Origin of the sequence: Streptococcus sp. GS001, from assembly GCF_021595565.1 — a bacterium.
GTDB classification, from domain to species: Bacteria; Bacillota; Bacilli; order Lactobacillales; family Streptococcaceae; genus Streptococcus; species Streptococcus xiaochunlingii.
This window is the reverse complement of sequence record NZ_JACSYJ010000003.1, coordinates 1-18,255: the sequence shown is the minus strand read 5'-3', so window position 1 is coordinate 18,255 and position 18,255 is coordinate 1. Positions and strand designations below refer to the sequence as shown.

14 protein-coding genes and 1 pseudogene are annotated in these 18,255 nt (G+C 40.4%); 14 read left to right on the top strand and 1 reads right to left on the bottom strand.

The features are described 5' to 3' along the window. Nucleotides 1-83: 83 nt before the first annotated feature. The 8 genes and pseudogenes from mecA to H8S88_RS06830 all read left to right on the top strand — a co-directional run bounded on the left by mecA (nucleotide 84) and on the right by H8S88_RS06830 (nucleotide 7,947). Nucleotides 84-830 carry an adaptor protein MecA gene (gene mecA / locus H8S88_RS06865; RefSeq protein WP_125335828.1) on the top strand — a complete coding sequence of 249 codons (747 nt, stop codon included), beginning with the start codon at nucleotides 84-86 and terminating at the stop codon, nucleotides 828-830. Continuing rightward, the gene (locus H8S88_RS06860) at nucleotides 827-1,984 is read left to right on the top strand and encodes a glycosyltransferase family 4 protein (RefSeq protein ID WP_048692036.1); all 1,158 of its coding nucleotides are present in this window, start codon (nucleotides 827-829) and stop codon (nucleotides 1,982-1,984) included. The genes mecA and H8S88_RS06860 overlap by 4 nt, the downstream gene beginning before the upstream one ends. 86 nt (nucleotides 1,985-2,070) lie before the next feature. Then, nucleotides 2,071-2,841 (top strand): Fe-S cluster assembly ATPase SufC, encoded by a 771-nt coding sequence (gene sufC / locus H8S88_RS06855; protein WP_048692034.1) that lies wholly within the window; start codon nucleotides 2,071-2,073, stop codon nucleotides 2,839-2,841. Between the two features lie 41 nt (nucleotides 2,842-2,882). Continuing rightward, nucleotides 2,883-4,145, top strand: coding sequence for a Fe-S cluster assembly protein SufD (gene sufD, locus H8S88_RS06850; RefSeq protein ID WP_125335830.1), 1,263 nt, complete (start codon nucleotides 2,883-2,885; stop codon nucleotides 4,143-4,145). Between the two features lie 2 nt (nucleotides 4,146-4,147). Next, nucleotides 4,148-5,374: a cysteine desulfurase gene (locus H8S88_RS06845; protein WP_125335832.1), complete on the top strand. Its 1,227-nt coding sequence runs from the start codon at nucleotides 4,148-4,150 to the stop codon at nucleotides 5,372-5,374. Further along, nucleotides 5,361-5,795: a Fe-S cluster assembly sulfur transfer protein SufU gene (gene sufU / locus H8S88_RS06840; RefSeq protein ID WP_125335834.1), complete on the top strand. Its 435-nt coding sequence runs from the start codon at nucleotides 5,361-5,363 to the stop codon at nucleotides 5,793-5,795. The genes H8S88_RS06845 and sufU overlap by 14 nt, the downstream gene beginning before the upstream one ends. 145 nt (nucleotides 5,796-5,940) lie before the next feature. Next, entirely contained in the window at nucleotides 5,941-7,353 is a 1,413-nt protein-coding gene (sufB, locus tag H8S88_RS06835) for a Fe-S cluster assembly protein SufB (protein WP_125335836.1), read from the top strand. 20 nt (nucleotides 7,354-7,373) lie between these two features. Then, a pseudogene (locus tag H8S88_RS06830) lies at nucleotides 7,374-7,947 on the top strand (hypothetical protein). A 64-nt stretch (nucleotides 7,948-8,011) separates the two neighbouring features. Here H8S88_RS06830 and pbp3 read toward each other — a convergent pair. Further along, on the bottom strand, nucleotides 8,012-9,259 hold the full coding sequence (gene pbp3, locus H8S88_RS06825) for a D-alanyl-D-alanine carboxypeptidase PBP3 (RefSeq protein ID WP_125335840.1): 1,248 nt from the start codon (nucleotides 9,257-9,259) through the stop codon (nucleotides 8,012-8,014). A 175-nt stretch (nucleotides 9,260-9,434) separates the two neighbouring features. Between pbp3 and H8S88_RS06820 the strand changes: the two genes are divergently transcribed. The 6 genes from H8S88_RS06820 (at nucleotide 9,435) to H8S88_RS06795 (ending at nucleotide 18,067) form a co-directional block, all read left to right on the top strand. Beyond that, on the top strand, nucleotides 9,435-11,399 hold the full coding sequence (locus H8S88_RS06820) for a peptide ABC transporter substrate-binding protein (protein ID WP_061564749.1): 1,965 nt from the start codon (nucleotides 9,435-9,437) through the stop codon (nucleotides 11,397-11,399). Nucleotides 11,400-11,579: 180 nt separating this feature from the next. After that, nucleotides 11,580-13,565: a peptide ABC transporter substrate-binding protein gene (locus tag H8S88_RS06815; RefSeq protein ID WP_125335842.1), complete on the top strand. Its 1,986-nt coding sequence runs from the start codon at nucleotides 11,580-11,582 to the stop codon at nucleotides 13,563-13,565. 64 nt (nucleotides 13,566-13,629) lie between these two features. Beyond that, nucleotides 13,630-15,129: an ABC transporter permease gene (locus H8S88_RS06810; protein WP_048692006.1), complete on the top strand. Its 1,500-nt coding sequence runs from the start codon at nucleotides 13,630-13,632 to the stop codon at nucleotides 15,127-15,129. Then, a complete protein-coding gene (gene oppC, locus H8S88_RS06805; RefSeq protein WP_048692005.1) occupies nucleotides 15,129-16,055 on the top strand; it encodes an oligopeptide ABC transporter permease OppC in 927 nt (308 codons plus the stop codon). The genes H8S88_RS06810 and oppC overlap by 1 nt, the downstream gene beginning before the upstream one ends. Before the next feature lie 11 nt (nucleotides 16,056-16,066). Then, complete coding sequence (locus tag H8S88_RS06800) at nucleotides 16,067-17,134, top strand: ABC transporter ATP-binding protein (protein ID WP_125335844.1); 1,068 nt, start codon at nucleotides 16,067-16,069, stop codon at nucleotides 17,132-17,134. Between the two features lie 9 nt (nucleotides 17,135-17,143). Continuing rightward, complete coding sequence (locus H8S88_RS06795; protein WP_048714745.1) at nucleotides 17,144-18,067, top strand: ATP-binding cassette domain-containing protein; 924 nt, start codon at nucleotides 17,144-17,146, stop codon at nucleotides 18,065-18,067. Nucleotides 18,068-18,255 lie beyond the last annotated feature (188 nt).

Sequence of the window (18,255 nt, the reverse complement as noted above, 5' to 3'; positions counted from 1 at the left end):
TCATATCTGAGGTGGGGGGTCATGTTTTGAAAAATATGTCCCTTTTTAGTATAATAGAAAGACTAACAGTATGAGGTGCAGTCATGAAGATGAAGCAAATCAGTGATTCAACCATAAAAATCACGATTCAATTAGAGGATTTAGAAGAACGAGGCATGGAAATGGCCGATTTTTTGGTGCCTCAAGAAAAAACAGAAGAATTTTTCTATACCATCTTAGATGAATTGGAAATGCCAGAAAGCTTCTTAGACAGTGGCATGTTAAGTTTCCGAGTGACTCCTAAGCCGGATAAGCTCGATGTGTTTGTGACCAAATCAAAAATTGATCAGCATTTAAATTTTGAAGATTTTTCCGACTTGCCTGATATGGAAGAATTGTCGCAAATGTCTCCAGACGAATTTATTAAGACCTTGGAAAAAACCATCTCTGAAAAGAGTAAGGGAGACGGCGATGCTATCCGTCATTTAGAAGCTGAGGAATTGGCTGATGAGAATCAGCTTTCAGAAGAAGATACGCCGAATCATCCAGTAGATACACGGTATATTTATTATATCCTCCAGTTTTCTCAGTTAGAAGAAGTGATTCGGTTTACAAAGACAGTTCATTATGCGGTCGAGACTTCGGAACTTTATAAAATGGACGGGCTATACTATTTAACCATCTTGATCGATTTGGAAGGGTGCCCGCAAGATTATCCAGGTTGGCTCTTGGCAACCATGCGTGAATATGCAGAAGACACAGATACTACTAGGGCTGTCCTCCAGGAACATGGTCATCTCTTGCTCGTCTCAGATGCTATTCACGAACTACAAAAGGTTAATTTGGTATGATTACTTTTCCATTACAATTTATCCTGGTCCTGATTGCAACTTTTTTGATCAGTTTGATTCTAACTCCCTTTGTGAGGTTATTGGCCTTTAAAATAGATGCCGTAGACTATCCAAATGCGCGTCGGATCAATAAAAAACCCATGCCCAGCGCTGGTGGTTTAGCCATTCTTCTTGCTTTTACCATTGCAACCGTGGTATTGCTACCGATGATTACCAAAGGCTATGTAGCCAAGACATCTTATCTGACCTATACTTTACCAGTTGTTGTTGGAGGATGGATCATTGGTCTGACTGGTTTAATCGATGATATAAAAGAATTGTCACCGCGGTTAAAGATGCTGGGGATTTTCCTAGGGGCCAGTGTGATCTGGTTCTTTACAGATTTTCGCTTAAATGATTTCAAGATCCCTTTTGGAGGGCCATTTCTTCATTTTGATCCCTGGTTGTCCTATATTTTAACAGTCATTTGGATCATTTCGATTACCAATGCAGTCAATTTGATTGATGGTTTGGATGGCCTGGTCAGTGGGGTTTCGATTATTTCCTTGGTGACGATGGGGATTGTTTCTCATTTCTTTCTCCCAGTGCCCAATCTCTTTCTGACTATGACGATTTTTGTATTAGTCATGGCCATTGCTGGTTTCTTCCCCTTTAATTATCATCCAGCGATTCTTTATTTAGGGGATACAGGAGCCCTCTTCATTGGTTTCATGATCGCTGTTTTGTCCTTGCAAGGTCTTAAGAATGCGACGGCAGTTGCGGTTGTTACGCCGATGATTATTTTGGGAGTCCCCATTACGGATACCTTTTTAGCGATTGTTCGTCGGACTCTCTCTGGTCAGAAGTTCTATGCACCAGACCGGAATCACTTGCACCATCGCCTGCTTTCTTTGGGCTTAACGCATCGTGGAACCGTCTTGGTCATCTATGGAATTTCGATGATTTTTGCTATGATTTCTCTTCTATTGAATATTTCGACTCGTATTGGTGGCGTTCTGCTTGTCATCGGTTTGGTATTAGGAGTTGAATTATTAGCAGAATTGATTGGAGTCCTAGGTCCTAACCATAGTCCGCTCCTAAATTGCTTACGCTATATAGGAAATTCTGCCTATCGAGAGGAAGTTCGACAAAATAGAAAAAACAAGACTAAATAAGAACGATTCTAAACACCAGAAAAGCCTTTTAGGCTTTTTTTTGTTATACTAGATAAGACAAAACTCTATAGCAGAAAGGAATACAAATGTCAGTATTAGAGATTAAAGATCTTCATGTAGAAATTGAAGGCAAGGAAATTTTAAAAGGCGTAAACTTGACCCTTAAAACAGGGGAAATTGCAGCCATCATGGGACCTAACGGGACAGGGAAATCAACCCTATCTGCAGCCATCATGGGGAATCCAAACTATGAAGTGACCAAAGGTGAAATTCTATTTGATGGAGTGAATATCCTTGAATTGGAAGTGGATGAACGTGCTCGCATGGGCCTTTTCTTGGCTATGCAATACCCATCAGAAATTCCAGGGATTACCAATGCTGAATTCCTTCGTGCAGCCATGAATGCTGGCAAAGAAGAGGACGAAAAAATTTCTGTTCGTGATTTTATCACAAAATTGGACCAGAAAATGGAACTCCTCAATATGAAGGAAGAAATGGCAGAACGCTATTTGAACGAAGGTTTCTCAGGTGGTGAGAAGAAACGCAATGAAATTCTGCAATTGTTGATGTTGGAACCGAAGTTTGCCCTCCTTGATGAGATTGACTCTGGTTTGGATATCGATGCCCTTAAAGTAGTTTCAAAAGGGGTCAATGAAATGCGTGGCGAAGGTTTTGGTGCCATGATTATTACCCACTACCAACGTCTTTTAAACTACATTACTCCTGATGTGGTTCACGTGATGATGGAAGGTCGTGTCGTCCTTTCAGGTGGTCCTGAACTTGCTGTGCGTTTGGAGCGTGAAGGATACGCGAAATTAGCAGAAGAGTTAGGTTACGACTACAAAGAAGAACTCTAATCTTGTGTCCAAAACTGAACAGGATCTTTGAGGAGGAGTAAATGACCAAAGAAAATATCAAACTTTTTTCAGAAATGCATGCAGAGCCTCAATGGTTGCAGGACTTGCGCCAGAAGGCTTTTGATAAAATTGATGATTTAGAACTACCCGTGATTGAACGCGTGAAATTTCATCGTTGGAATCTTGGCGATGGAACGATCACAGAAAGTGAGCCGCTCACTGCTGTGCCAGACTTCACGGCGATTGACAATCAATTAAAATTGGTTCAGCATGGGACTCATACAGTATTTGAACAGATTCCAGTTGACTTGGCCAACCAGGGAGTCATCTTTACAGACTTCCACTCAGCTCTAGAAGAAATTCCAGAACTTGTAGAAGAATTTTTCATGTCATCCGTTAAATATGATGATGACAAGTTGGCAGCCTACCACACGGCTTATTTCAATAGTGGAGCTGTTCTTTATATTCCAGATCATGTAGAAATCGCGGAGCCAATCGAGGGTGTCTTCTACCAGGATAGTGATAGCGATGTGCCATTTAACAAGCACATCTTGATTATCGCTGGTAAGAACAGTAAGATTAGTTACCTTGAACGGTTAGAGTCACGTGGAGAAGGTAGTGCTAAGGCAACTGCCAATATCACAGTAGAAGTTATTGCCCGTTCAGGTGCGCAAGTGAAGTTTGCTGCGATTGATCGTCTTGGTGAGAATGTCACTGCCTACATTAGCCGCCGTGGGAAACTAGGCAAGGATGCTAGTATTGACTGGGCAATCGGTGTCATGAACGAAGGAAATGTCGTTGCTGACTTTGATAGTGACTTGATAGGAAACGGCAGCCATGCAGACCTTAAGGTCGTAGCCCTATCTAGTGGTCGTCAGGTACAAGGGATTGATACCCGTGTAACCAACTATGGTTGCAATTCGGTAGGGAACATTCTCCAACATGGTGTCATTCTTGAAAAGGCAACCTTGACCTTCAACGGGATTGGCCACATTATTAAAGGAGCAAAAGGGGCAGATGCCCAACAAGAAAGCCGTGTGTTAATGCTTTCTGACCAAGCTCGTTCCGATGCCAACCCAATTCTTTTGATCGATGAAAATGATGTGACTGCAGGCCACGCGGCTTCTATCGGTCAGGTAGATCCAGAAGACATGTACTACCTCATGAGCCGTGGCTTGGATCAGGCAACTGCAGAACGCCTAGTGGTTCGTGGTTTCCTTGGATCAGTGATCGTGGAGATTCCAGTCAAAGAAGTTCGTGAAGAAATGATCCAAACCATTGAAGATAAATTATTGAAGAGATAAACATGATAGATGTCGAAAAGATTCGGAAAGATTTCCCGATTTTAGATCAAATAGTGAATGATGAGCCGCTTGTCTATTTAGATAATGCAGCGACGACACAAAAACCAAAAGCTGTCCTAGAAGCGGTGAATCGCTATTACCAAGAGGATAATGCCAATGTTCACCGCGGGGTTCATACTTTGGCTGAACGGGCGACCGCATCCTATGAAGCAGCAAGAGAAACGGTCCGTCGTTTTATAAATGCTTCCTCGACCAAAGAGGTCTTGTTTACGAGAGGGACTACGACAGGCTTGAACTGGATTGGGCGGTTTGCAGAGGAAATCCTCGAAGAGGGGGATGAGGTCCTCATCTCTATTATGGAACACCATTCCAACATTCTTCCTTGGCAGGAAGCTTGTCGGAAGACAGGGGCGAAGTTGGTCTATGCCTACTTGAAAGACGGTGGTTTGGATCTAGAGGATTTTCGAAAAAAATTGACAGATCGAACCAAGTTTGTTTCCATTACCCATGCTTCTAACGTTCTCGGGGTGATTAATCCTATCCAGGAACTCGCTCAATTGGCCCATGAAAAAGGTGCTATTATGGTAGTGGATGGGGCCCAATCAGTCCCCCATATGAAAATTGATGTTCAAAAGCTAGATGCAGACTTCTTTGTCTTTTCCGGGCATAAAATGGCTGGACCGACAGGGATTGGAGTCTTGTATGGAAAAGAGCACTATCTCAACCAAATGTCACCTGTTGAATTTGGTGGGGAAATGATTGACTTTGTCTATGAACAATCCGCAACCTGGAAGGAACTCCCTTGGAAATTCGAAGCAGGGACTCCAAATATGGCTGGCGCAATTGGTTTAGCTGCGGCAATTGATTATTTAGAGGCTATTGGCATGGATGCCATTGAGCATCATGAGCAAGACTTGATTGCCTACGTCTTTCCTAAACTTCAAGCGATTGAAGGCTTGAAAATCTATGGCTCCCAAGATTTAGCGAAACGCTCTGGGGTGATTTCCTTCAACTTAGGGGATCTGCATCCTCATGATCTTGCGACTGCCTTGGATTATGAAGGAGTTGCCGTTCGGGCAGGCCACCATTGTGCTCAACCTTTGATCCAGTATTTGGAGGTTCCAGCGACTGCTCGAGCTAGCTTTTATTTCTACAATACAAAGGAAGACTGTGATAAGCTTGTAGAAGCGCTGATAAAAACAAAGGAGTTTTTCAATGGCACTTTCTAAATTAGATAGCCTCTATATGGCTGTAGTAGCTGACCATTCAAAAAATCCCCACCACCATGGAAAGATTGAAGGGGTTGAACAAATCAACTTAAACAATCCAACCTGTGGCGATGTGATTAGTTTGTCTGTTCAGTTTGATGATGAAGGACTAGTCAAGGACATTGCCTTTGTCAACTCAGGTTGTACGATTTCGACGGCTTCTGCTAGTATGATGACGGACGTTGTCCTAGGAAAATCCAAGGAAGAAGTGCTAGAGTTGGCGACTATTTTTTCAGAAATGGTCCAAGGCAAAGAAGATGCCCGTCAAGATCAGTTGGGAGATGCAGCCTTTTTAGCTGGGGTTGCTAAATTTCCACAACGGATCAAGTGCTCGACCCTGGCTTGGAATGCTCTCAAAAAAGCAATCGATGCTCAAGCCTAATGATGAATAAAAGTGATGAAGACTCAAGTCTGTTTTTTAACCGAGCTTCTGGTGAGAAGTGCTATCAACATTCGGGTGCTGATGATCCAGATTAGAAAAAGTAATCACATGGGAAGAGCGCTAAAAAGAAAATGAAAGGAAAGATATGACAGAAGAAAGAGTAGAACCAAAACCAATTGATCTTGGTGAATATAAATTTGGCTTTCACGATGATGTAGACCCAATCTTGTCAACAGGAAAAGGGTTGAATGAATCGGTTATTCGCGAGTTGTCTGCTGCGAAAAATGAGCCGGAATGGATGCTGGAGTTCCGTTTGAAGTCTTATGAAGCATTTAAAAAAATGCCGATGCAAACTTGGGGAGCGGACTTGTCAGATATTGATTTTGATGATTTGATTTATTATCAAAAACCATCTGATAAACCTGCACGTAGCTGGGATGAAGTGCCTGAAAAAATTAAGGAAACATTCGAACGGATTGGTATTCCAGAAGCAGAGCGTGCTTACCTGGCCGGAGCAGCTGCTCAGTATGAGTCTGAAGTAGTTTACCATAACATGAAGGAAGAATTCCAAAAGCTCGGAATCATTTTTACCGATACAGATTCGGCTTTGAAGGAATACCCAGACTTGTTTAAGCAGTACTTTGCTAAGTTGGTACCTCCAACGGATAATAAGTTGGCAGCCCTCAACTCAGCTGTTTGGTCAGGTGGGACCTTTATCTATGTACCGAAGGGTGTAAAGGTCGATGTTCCTTTGCAGACCTACTTCCGGATCAACAATGAAAATACAGGTCAGTTTGAGCGGACTTTGATTATTGTTGATGAAGGCGCTAGCGTCCACTATGTAGAAGGATGTACAGCACCGACTTATTCAAGCAATAGCTTGCATGCTGCTATTGTAGAAATCTTTGCTTTGGATGGAGCTTACATGCGTTATACGACTATCCAAAACTGGTCTGATAACGTCTATAACTTGGTTACAAAACGCGCTAAGGCTCAAAAAGATGCTACTGTTGAGTGGATTGATGGGAACTTGGGTGCCAAAACAACTATGAAATATCCATCTGTATACTTAGATGGAGAAGGAGCGCGTGGTACCATGCTTTCTATTGCCTTTGCAAATACGGGGCAACACCAGGATACTGGTGCCAAGATGATCCACAATGCTCCACATACCAGCTCTTCAATCGTCTCAAAATCCATCGCGAAAGGTGGAGGAAAGGTTGACTACCGTGGACAAGTGACATTCAATAAAGATTCAGCGAAATCTGTCAGTCACATTGAGTGTGATACCATTATCATGGATGACTTGTCTGCATCTGACACCATCCCATTTAATGAAATTCATAATTCACAAGTTGCTTTGGAACATGAAGCCAAAGTATCTAAGATTTCAGAAGAACAACTCTATTACCTCATGAGCCGTGGTTTATCAGAATCAGAAGCGACTGAAATGATCGTCATGGGATTTGTAGAGCCCTTCACTAAAGAACTTCCAATGGAATATGCAGTTGAGCTGAACCGATTGATTAGCTACGAAATGGAAGGATCTGTCGGTTAAGGAGATAAAAGGAGAAGCCAATGGGATTCCTAAAAAAAATTATTTGGTAATGTCGAAAAAGCGAATAAGGGCGAAATTCCTGCAGAAGAAATTATTCCGCCATTTACAAACGATTTAGCTGAAGAAGCAGATGATTATTGGAGACAGATGGAACAAAACCTCTTGATCAATGCTGTGAAGGCTGTTGGTGGTCCTGATAAAGCGGATCGTGCCTTTATGCTAGTGAATTTTAAGCCGGGTCAAGAAACATTTGACTTGTATTATCAAATCGATGGAAAATTAATTTCTTGGCAAGAATTGGATCCAGAACTTGTAGAAAAAATCCGCCTTCAACTCTTGCCTCAAGCACCAGCAGTAGCCCGTGCAGTCAATGAAAATTATGAAGAGGCAAATGTACCAGTAATCCAGTACGCCATGCTTCAATTAGAAACGGCGACCATGGCTTGGTTTGGTCGGAAGCTAACAACAGCTACACCTGAAGCTAGCTTATCTTTTGAAGAATTGGTAGCAGGTTGGCGTGCGGTGATTGAAGAAGAGATTCCGACTCATCCAATAGACAGCGACACTGCTTTTCCTTATTTCGAAGTTCGATAGAAGTTCTGTTGACGGAATTGAATAAACAAAAAAAGAGGGTGACCTCTTTTTTGTTTATGAGCATTTATAGTTTTTCGTTGACGTAACGAACAAATTGATTCCACCACACTTTTAAGAAGAAAGTTTTTTGGATATTTTCTCCGCTCACCATTTCCATACTAGGGGCTTTGCCTTCGATATACCCTCGACCGATGGGTTCTGGATCAGTGTAGGTAAGGGTTCCGAGAGAAGTACCTTTCTTTATAGGAGCGCTAAATGAAGATTGGCTACTTTTAAAGGTGATTTTAGGTTCTGCTTGGCTTCCTTGTCGTTCGATCACGATGAAGTCATCCTTGGCAACAGCAGTGGCGTTTGTTTTCTTGCCATCAAGAACCGTTGATTTACTGTTGTTGTAAGCTTCGCCTTTACTGACAATGAGGCTTGGAACGAAGTTTTGACTCACATAATTCATCAGGTTGGCTGTTGCAACAAATCGTGCGTAGGGATCTCCATCGATTACCTCAACACCAATGATAACGGTAATCATTCGAATCCCATTTTGATTAGTAGAAGCGACAAATGAGATCCCTCCTTTTTCGGAATTTCCAGTTTTTAGACCATCCACCCCAGCTCGATAGTTGGGCATGTTTTCCAGCATATAGTTGCTACTCTCCAATTGAATTCCAGCAAATTCTGCATGGGAAAGGGAGGTGATTTTTGTAACTTCAGGATAGTCTTCCAGAAGATGTTTTGCGATGACTGCTACATCATAAGCACTCAGCTTGTTTTCTGTATCTTTCTTTTTGTTTTCCTCATCCTCATCCCCATCAATGATAGATTGGTTCAAACCACTAGCATTCACAATCGTCGCATCTGTAATCCCCCAATCTTTGAGCTTCGCTTTCATGAGCAGGACGAATTGTTCTTCGTTACCAGCTACTTTTTCAGCTAAGGCAATGGCGGCGCTATTGGCGTTTGATACGAGGAGAGCAGTGAGCAGGTCCTTAACCTTGTATTTACGAGCTTCCATGGGGACATTGCTGATTCCTTCAACAGCGGTCAGTTGGTAGGCTTTGTCCGAAATATCTACGTCATCATTTAAAGAGATTTTTCCTTGCTGAATGGCTTCGTAAACGAGATAAGTAGTTAAGAGATTGCTGATTCCACCAACTTCTTTTTTTTCATTGCTATTTTTTTCGTAGAGTATTTTACCTGTTGTCCCATCGATTGCAATAGCATGCTGAGCTCCGAGGTCTAGATCCTCCGCTCTTACAGGAGAAGTACTGAGAAGGGTAAGAATTATACAAAGAAGTAAAGTGATTATTTTTTTCACGTTTGAATCCTCGATTGTTTTTTGTCTCTACTATTGTATCATAAAAGAAGGCAACTGCTTTAATCCTATTTTCACCTTCACTTAATTTAAAACTCTATAAGTAAATTGTAAAGATAGTTGGTAAAATGGAAGAAATAGTGTATAATGGTAGAAAACCTAACATAAGGAGATAGTGATGAAAGTAAATAAACGGTTTGTACTGGCCGGTGTTTCTCTAGCCAGCGCTCTTCTATTAACAGCATGCGGTGGTGGAAGCAGCAATCAATCTACTTATTCTTATATTTATTCAACGGATCCAAATACTTTGGACTATATTGCATCGACTCGTACAACGACGTCTGATATTACAAGTAACCTTGTTGATGGTTTGTTAGAAAATGATAAATATGGAAATTTAATCCCAAGTTTGGCAGAAGACTGGACAGTTTCAGAAGATGGCTTGGTCTATACCTATAAACTTCGAAAAGATGCTAAATGGTACACCAGTGAAGGGGAAGAATATGGTGCTGTAACAGCTCACGATTTTGTGACAGGAATCAAACATGCTGTGGAATCAAAATCTGAAGGTCTCTTCTTAATCCAAAACTCCATTAAAGGCTTGGATGCCTATGCCAAGGGTGAAACAACAGATTTTAAGACAGTTGGCGTGAAAGCCTTAGATGATTACACCGTTCAATATACCTTGGAACGCCCAGAAAGCTTTTGGAATTCTAAGACGACATCAGGCGTCCTTTTCCCAGTTAACGCAGCGTTCTTAGAATCTCAAGGAAAAGACTTTGGTTCTTTAAAACCAAGTAGTATTCTCTATAACGGTCCCTATTATTTAAAGAATTTAACTTCAAAATCTCAAATTGAACTTGTAAAAAATAAAGAATACTATGATGAAAAGAATGTTCATATTGATAATGTGAAGTTGACTTACAATGACGGATCAGATCCAGAATCAGTCATCAAGAAATTTGAGAATGGACAATATTCATTTGCGACAGTAATGCCAAATAGCTCCACTTATAAGAGTGTGAAAAAGAAATTTGGTGATAATATTGTTTATGGTGTTCAATATGGTACATCTTACTATCTAGGCTTCAACATCGATCGTCAGAAGTATAACCATACAGCCAAAACGACAGATGCTCAAAAATCGTCTACAAAACAAGCGATTTTAAATAAGGATTTCCGTCAAGCTGTCAACTTTGCCTTTGACCGTGAAGCCTATGCAGCTCAAACATCTGGCGCAGATGCAGCGACCAAGATTCTTCGAAACACCTTGGTTCCACCGACTTTTGTTCAAGTAAATGGTGAAGAGTTCGGTAAGGTTGTTGAGAAACAATTGGTGACCTATGGGGATGAGTGGAAAGACGTAAATCTAGATGATGCCCAAACCACTCTCTACAATCAAGAAAAAGCTAAGGCTGAATTTGCAAAAGCCAAAGAACAACTACAAAAAGAAGGGGTACAATTCCCAATTCATTTGGATTACGTTGTTAGTCAGACAGATAACAGTCAGGTACAACAAGCTAGCTCCTTCAAACAATCCGTAGAAGCTGTTCTTGGTGCAGACAATGTTGTCGTAGATATTCAGAAATTATCTGATGATGACTTTAACAATATTACCTACTTCACAGATACTGCTGCTGAGAAAGATTATGATCTTGCAGGCGGAGGATGGGTGCCAGACTACCAAGATCCATCTACTTATTTAGAGAGTTTAAGTCCTGTTAACGGTTCGGTTTTCTACTATCTAGGTGTGGATGCAGGTTCAAACAGCCCTTCTATTACAGCAGTTGACTTTGGGAAGTATGCAGAGCTCTTAAAAGATGCCAATGCAGAAGTGAGTGACCAAGCTGTACGGTATGAGAAATACGCAGCCGCTCAAGCATGGCTAACCGATAGTTCGTTGATCTTACCAACTGTTTCAAATGGTGGAACGCCAATGTTGCAACGGACTGTCCCATATAGTCGTGCTGCTTCATGGGTTGGAACAAAAGGTACAGGAACCAACTATAAATATCTTGAACTTTCAGAAGAAGTCATCAAGACAAAGGATTACGATGCAAGTAAAGAAAAATGGTTGAAAGAAAAGGCTGAATCCAATAAAAAAGCCCAAGAAGAATTAAAGAACCACATCGAATCGAAATAGCTGGGATAGTGAGAACGCATAAGTTTAAGTAGGGGAAGGAGCCACTAAAAAGGATTGATTTTTTAGACAGTCCTCCGCTTAGTGGCTCCTTTCACTTGCCAAATATTCAGAAAATTTAGTTTACTTTTTGTCTCACTTATGCTATAATTCTATCTAAATTCAATAAAATGGAGACTCAAAATGAAAAAAAGTAAAGTTTTTGCATTTGCCGGAGTAACATTGCTCGCAGCAACTTTCCTTGCAGCATGTTCTGGCTCAAAAGATAGCAAGTCTGCATCAAAAAAAGATACAACATATGGCTATGTTTATAACGATGATCCAACAACTTTGGATTACACTGTATCTTCAAAAGCTTCCGTACACGATATTACAACAAACGGTGTAGATGGTTTGTTGGAGAACGACAAGTACGGAAACCTTGTACCATCTATTGCTGAAGATTGGTCTGTTTCAAAAGACGGTTTGACCTATACTTACAAAATCCGTAAGGGTGTTAAATGGTATGATGCTGATGGTGAAGAGCATGGTGAAGTAACAGCTCATGACTTTGTTACTGGATTGAAGCATGCGGCGGATAAAAAATCAGAATCTCTTCCATTGGTAAAAGACTCAATCAAAGGATTGAAAGACTACTCAGAAGGAAAAATTTCAGATTTCTCTGAGGTTGGAGTCAAAGCAGTGGATGACTATACTCTTGAGTATACTTTGAACCAACCAGAAACTTTCTGGAATTCAAAAACAACTAATGGTGTTCTTTTCCCAATTAGTACAGATTTCTTGAAGAGCAAGGGTGATGAATTTGGTCAGCCAGGTAATGTCAAATCAATCTTGTTCAATGGTCCATTCCTTTTGAAATCAATCACTTCTAAATCAGAAATCACTTTTGAGAAAAACGAAGATTATTGGGATAAAGACAACGTTCATATCGACAAGATTAAATTGTCTTATTATGATGGATCAGATCAAGATTCCTTGGCGCGTGGCTTTAGTGATGGATCATACACAGTTGCTCGTCTCTTCCCAGCAAGTTCAAACTTTGCGTCTGTTGAAGAAAAATACAAAGATAATATCTACAACACACAGCCTGGTTCTGGTGTAGCAGTCTTAGGTTTCAACATTGACCGTCAAGCCTACAACCATACTTCTAAGACGTCAGATGACCAGAAATCTTCTACGAAGAAAGCTATCTTGAACAAGAATTTCCGTCAAGCCATCACCTTTGCCTTGAACCGTGAGAATTATTCAGCGCAAGTCAATGGTAAAGACTATGCTAAGGCTGCTATTCGGAACATGTACACCGCACCTGCCTTTGTTCAAGTAAATGGTAAAGACTTTGGTGATGTAGTAGCAGACAAGTTGCAAACTTATGGAGATCAATGGAGTGGTGTGAATCTTGCAGACGGTCAAAACGGACTTTATAGCAAGGAAAAAGCAAAAGCTCAGTTTGAAAAAGCAAAAGCTGAACTTCAAAAAGAGGGTGTTCAATTCCCAATCCACTTGGATGTTCCGGTTGCACAAAACTCAACAAACTTTGTGTCACGGATGCAATCCTTCAAACAATCAGTTGAAGAAACACTTGGTACAGAAAACGTTGTTGTGGACCTTCAAATGATGGACCAAGATGAAGTCTTGAACATTACATTGAACGTACCATCAGCTGCAGAAGCTGACTGGGATCTTCAAGGACTTGTAGGATGGAATCCAGACTACGATGACCCATCTACTTACCTTGATACCTTGCAACCATCTTCACCAGACCAAACTAAGACTTACCTTGGATTTGCTGGTGGTGTCGACAATGCTTCTGCTAAAGCAGTCGGTTTAGATGAATTTGCGAAATTGCTTGATGATGCAGAAAAAGAAACTCAAGATGTAGTGACTCGTTACGACAAATTTGCAGCAGCTCAAGCTTGGTTAACAGATAGCGCATTAGTGATTCCAACTATGACAAGTTCAGGTGCTGGAACAGTTGTTTCAAAAGTAGTTCCATTCTCTGGACCATCATCACAAACAGGTAACAAAGGATCAACTTATTTCAAATATGTTGAAGTTCAAGATGAACCTGTCACTAAAAAACAATATGATCAAGAACGTGAAAAATGGTTGAAAGAAAAAGCTGATTCAAATAAAAAAGCTCAGCAAGAACTAGAAAAACACGTTAAATAATCACCTTCATCAGAACTTTCTCTAATAGGGGAGAAAGTTCTTTTGAACATTAAAGGAACGGAATATGAAAAAATATATATTTATGCGTATTTTACGTTCGTTAGTGTCGATCTTTTTAGTTACGACATTGACGTATACAATTATTTATACGCTAACCCCAAGAAATTTAATTTTCAAAAACGACCCTAACTATAATAAGATTGCAAAGACTAAGGATTCTAAAATCAATTATGAAAACACAGTCTATGATCGTATGGGGTATATAGAATATCTTGATTCAAAAGCTTTGAAAGAAAAAGCAAGCAAGGAAGACTCATCAGTAACTGTAGAGCCTACTAAAGAAAACGAAAAGATCTACAAAAAGTACATTTCTAATCTTGGAAATGGCTGGGTATTGAAACGTTTCCCTGAAAACAAAGGCTTTTACGCAACTCGTGAAGTCCCTGTCTTTGAACGTGTTATTGGATTCTACGGCAACCTGATTCAGATTGATCATCCAAATGTCATCAAAGATGCTTCCAATCCAAAACTTGAACGCTATATTCGAATTGAAAATGATCCAGCTATTGGTTGGTCAGTAGTTGGTTCGGGGACTAAACATAAATATCTTTTGTATTTCAATGGTCAATTCCCGTTCATTCATCAAAATTTTGTATCGTTAAACTTGGGTGAATCTTATCCAACTTATTCAAATACGCCGGTTCTTCAGGTTATTACACAAGGACAAGGTACTACCAAGAAGAGTGAAGTAAACTTCCCAACAGGGAAAAAAGAATCTTCTATCGATATCTACTCACGTACTTACAAATCACCAAGCAAGGCAGATGCTCAAGATATTGCCCGCTTTGGTGAAGGAGATGCTTATACAGCAACTTTGAGTAACTATGAAAATCCATCCATGATTGTGAGCTCTTCTATTATCGGCTTGATCGGGATTGCAATTGCTTACTTGATCGCAATTCCATTGGGATCATACATGGCCTTGTTGAAGAACACATGGTTTGATAGTGCCTCAACAGCTGTCTTGACATTGATGATGGCTCTTCCAACGATTGCCTTGGTCTACATCGTCCGCTTGGTTGGTTCAACAATTGGTCTTCCAGACTCTTTCCCAGTCTTAGGAGCTCAGGACTGGAGATCGTACGTTCTTCCTTCTGTCATCCTGGGACTATTGACCGCTCCAGGTTTGGCTGTTTGGATTCGTCGTTATATGATTGACTTGCACTCACAAGACTTTGTCCGTTTTGCACGTGCTAAAGGACTTTCTGAAAAAGAAATTTCACGCAAGCATATTTTCAAGAATGCCATGGTTCCAATCGTTACAGGTATTCCTGTTCAATTGGTCTTGGTTATCTCAGGAGCTACCTTGACAGAAACTGTCTTTGCCTTCCCTGGTATGGGTAAAATGTTGATTGATTCCATCAAAGCATCGAATAATACCATGGTGGTGGGTCTTGTCTTCATCTTCACCGTTCTTGCTGTATTTGGAGCGATGGCCGGTGATATTCTCATGGTTATGGTAGACCCTCGTATCAAATTGACAACTAAGAAAGGAGGCAAATAATGTCTACAATCGATAAAAAGAAATTCCAATTTGTTGAACGTGACGACTTTGCCTCTGAAACAATTGATGCGCCGTCGTACTCCTACTGGAAATCAGTATTTCGCCAATTTTTCAAAAAGAAATCAACCATTTTCATGTTAGCAGTCTTGGTGGGGATTCTCTTGATGAGTTTTGTTTATCCAATGTTTTCAAACTTTGATTACAATGATGTAAGTAAAGTAAATGATTTCACTGCTCGTTTGAATCCTCCAAGTGCCAAAGCTTTCTTTGGTACAGATAACAATGGTAAATCGTTGTTTGATGGAGTTTGGTTTGGTGCCCGCAATTCGATTATCATCTCTTTTATTGCTACCTTGATCAACGTTGTGATTGGTGTAGTGATTGGTGGGATTTGGGGTGTGTCAAAATCAATCGACCGCTTCATGATGGAAGTTTATAACGTTATTTCAAACGTTCCATTCATGTTGATTGTTATTGTCTTGACTTACTCAATCGGTGCTGGTTTCTGGAACTTGATTTTGGCGATGACGGTAACAGGATGGATTGGGATTGCTTATTCTATCCGTGTCCAAATTATGCGTTACCGTGATTTAGAGTACAACTTGGCCAGCCGTACTTTGGGGACTCCAACTCTAAAAATCGTGACAAAAAATATTTTGCCGCAGTTGGTATCTGTTATTGTGACGACGACAACTCAATTGTTGCCAGCCTTTATTTCAACTGAAGCCTTCCTTTCTTTCTTTGGATTGGGATTGCCAATTACAGTTCCAAGTTTAGGTCGTCTGATTTCAGACTACTCACAAAACGTAACAACCAATGCGTATCTTTTCTGGATTCCATTGACAGTCTTAGTCTTGGTATCCTTGTCATTCTATATCGTTGGACAAAACCTTGCAGATGCCAGCGATCCACGTACACATAGATAGGAGGAGTAGGTATGACAAATGATAAAAATGTAATCTTATCTGCTCGCGATATCGTAGTAGAATTTGATGTTCGGGATCGTGTCTTAACAGCCATTCGCAATGTGTCCTTAGACCTTGTTGAAGGTGAAGTCATGGCACTTGTTGGTGAATCAGGTTCTGGTAAATCTGTTCTGACAAAAACCTTCACAGGAATGTTAGAAGACAACGGACGAATTGCCAATGGTAGCATTAATTACCGTGGGCAAGAATTAACAGAACTCAAGTCAAACAAGGACTGGGAAGATATCCGCGGTGCAAAAATTGCAACCATCTTCCAAGATCCAATGACCAGTTTGGACCCGATTAATACAATCGGATCACAAATTACGGAAGTTATTATTAAACACCAAGGCAAGAGTGCCAAAGAAGCCAGAGAAATGGCCATTGATTATATGGAAAAGGTGGGAATCCCAGAAGCGGAACGTCGTTTTGATGAATATCCTTTCCAATATTCAGGCGGGATGCGTCAACGGATCGTTATTGCTATTGCGCTTGCTTGTCGTCCGGATATCTTGATCTGTGACGAGCCAACAACGGCCCTTGACGTAACCATCCAAGCCCAGATCATTGACTTGTTGAAATCATTGCAAAAAGAATATAACTTTACAACAATCTTTATTACCCACGACTTAGGTGTAGTCGCAAGTATTGCAGATAAGGTTGCTGTAATGTATGCTGGTGAAATTGTAGAATTTGGTAAAGTAGAAGAAATCTTCTACGATCCAAGACATCCTTATACATGGAGTCTCCTTTCAAGTTTGCCACAATTGTCTACCTCTAAAGGTGATTTATATTCTATCCCAGGGACTCCTCCATCATTATATTCACCAGTAAAAGGGGATGCCTTTGCTTTGCGTTCAGACTATGCTATGCAAATTGATTTCGAGGAACATCCACCAGTCTTCAATGTTTCAGATACACATTGGGCTAAAACATGGCTCTTACATGAAGATGCACCAAAAGTCAATAAACCAGAAATTATTGATAATCTTCATGAAAAGATCAGTGCAAAAATGGGATTCACTACAATCAAGGACTAGGAGAAGGAAATGACAGAAAAATTAATAGAAGTTAAAGATCTAGAAATTTCCTTCGGTGAAGGAAGTAAAAAATTTGTAGCTGTAAAGAATGCAAATTTCTTCATCAACAAAGGGGAAACATTTTCTCTTGTTGGTGAGTCTGGTAGTGGGAAGACGACAATTGGTCGTGCAATCATTGGTTTGAATGACACTAGTGCAGGTGACATCCTGTATGATGGCAAAAAAATCAATGGGAAGCAATCGCGTAAGGATGAAAATGAATTAATCCGTAAGATTCAAATGATCTTCCAAGACCCGGCAGCAAGTTTGAATGAGCGTGCAACAGTCGACTACATTATTTCAGAAGGTTTGTACAATTATCACCTATTCGAAAATGAAGAAGACCGAGTACGTAAAGTAAAAGAGATTATGCATGAAGTTGGGCTTCTAGCAGAGCATTTGACTCGTTATCCCCATGAATTCTCTGGTGGACAACGCCAGCGGATTGGGATTGCTCGTGCCTTGGTAATGGAACCAGAATTTGTTATCGCAGATGAACCAATTTCAGCCCTTGACGTATCCGTACGTGCGCAAGTTTTAAATCTCCTTAAGAAATTCCAAAAAGAGTTGGGCTTGACCTATCTCTTTATCGCACACGATCTTTCAGTTGTTCGATTTATCTCTGATCGTATTGCGGTTATTTACAAAGGAGTTATTGTAGAAGTAGCTGAAACGGAAGAATTGTTTAATAATCCAATTCATCCATACACACAATCTCTACTATCTGCTGTTCCAATTCCAGATCCAATTCTAGAACGCAAAAAAGTTCTGAAAGTTTATGATCCTGATCAGCATGATTATTCAACCGACAAACCAGAAATGGTTGAAATCAAACCTGGACATTACGTTTGGGCAAATAAAGCAGAACAGAAAAAATATAAAGAACTTGTATAATCATAAGAAAACGAGAAGAATACGCTTCTCGTTTTCTATTTTTTTAAAAAAGAAAAACTTTTTTAAAAAAATAGAAAAAAGATATTGACAAGGACATATGGACGTGATATACTAATATAGTTGTCGCGCGAGAGCGACAAAGACCTTTGAAAACTGAACAAGACGAACCAATGTGCAGGGCACTATAA

Coding starts and splice junctions, on each gene's coding strand:
- mecA (WP_125335828.1), top strand. CDS start 84: ATGAAGATGAAGCAAATCAGTGATTCAACCATAAAAATCACGATTCAA.
- H8S88_RS06860 (WP_048692036.1), top strand. CDS start 827: ATGATTACTTTTCCATTACAATTTATCCTGGTCCTGATTGCAACTTTT.
- sufC (WP_048692034.1), top strand. CDS start 2,071: ATGTCAGTATTAGAGATTAAAGATCTTCATGTAGAAATTGAAGGCAAG.
- sufD (WP_125335830.1), top strand. CDS start 2,883: ATGACCAAAGAAAATATCAAACTTTTTTCAGAAATGCATGCAGAGCCT.
- H8S88_RS06845 (WP_125335832.1), top strand. CDS start 4,148: ATGATAGATGTCGAAAAGATTCGGAAAGATTTCCCGATTTTAGATCAA.
- sufU (WP_125335834.1), top strand. CDS start 5,361: ATGGCACTTTCTAAATTAGATAGCCTCTATATGGCTGTAGTAGCTGAC.
- sufB (WP_125335836.1), top strand. CDS start 5,941: ATGACAGAAGAAAGAGTAGAACCAAAACCAATTGATCTTGGTGAATAT.
- H8S88_RS06820 (WP_061564749.1), top strand. CDS start 9,435: ATGAAAGTAAATAAACGGTTTGTACTGGCCGGTGTTTCTCTAGCCAGC.
- H8S88_RS06815 (WP_125335842.1), top strand. CDS start 11,580: ATGAAAAAAAGTAAAGTTTTTGCATTTGCCGGAGTAACATTGCTCGCA.
- H8S88_RS06810 (WP_048692006.1), top strand. CDS start 13,630: ATGAAAAAATATATATTTATGCGTATTTTACGTTCGTTAGTGTCGATC.
- oppC (WP_048692005.1), top strand. CDS start 15,129: ATGTCTACAATCGATAAAAAGAAATTCCAATTTGTTGAACGTGACGAC.
- H8S88_RS06800 (WP_125335844.1), top strand. CDS start 16,067: ATGACAAATGATAAAAATGTAATCTTATCTGCTCGCGATATCGTAGTA.
- H8S88_RS06795 (WP_048714745.1), top strand. CDS start 17,144: ATGACAGAAAAATTAATAGAAGTTAAAGATCTAGAAATTTCCTTCGGT.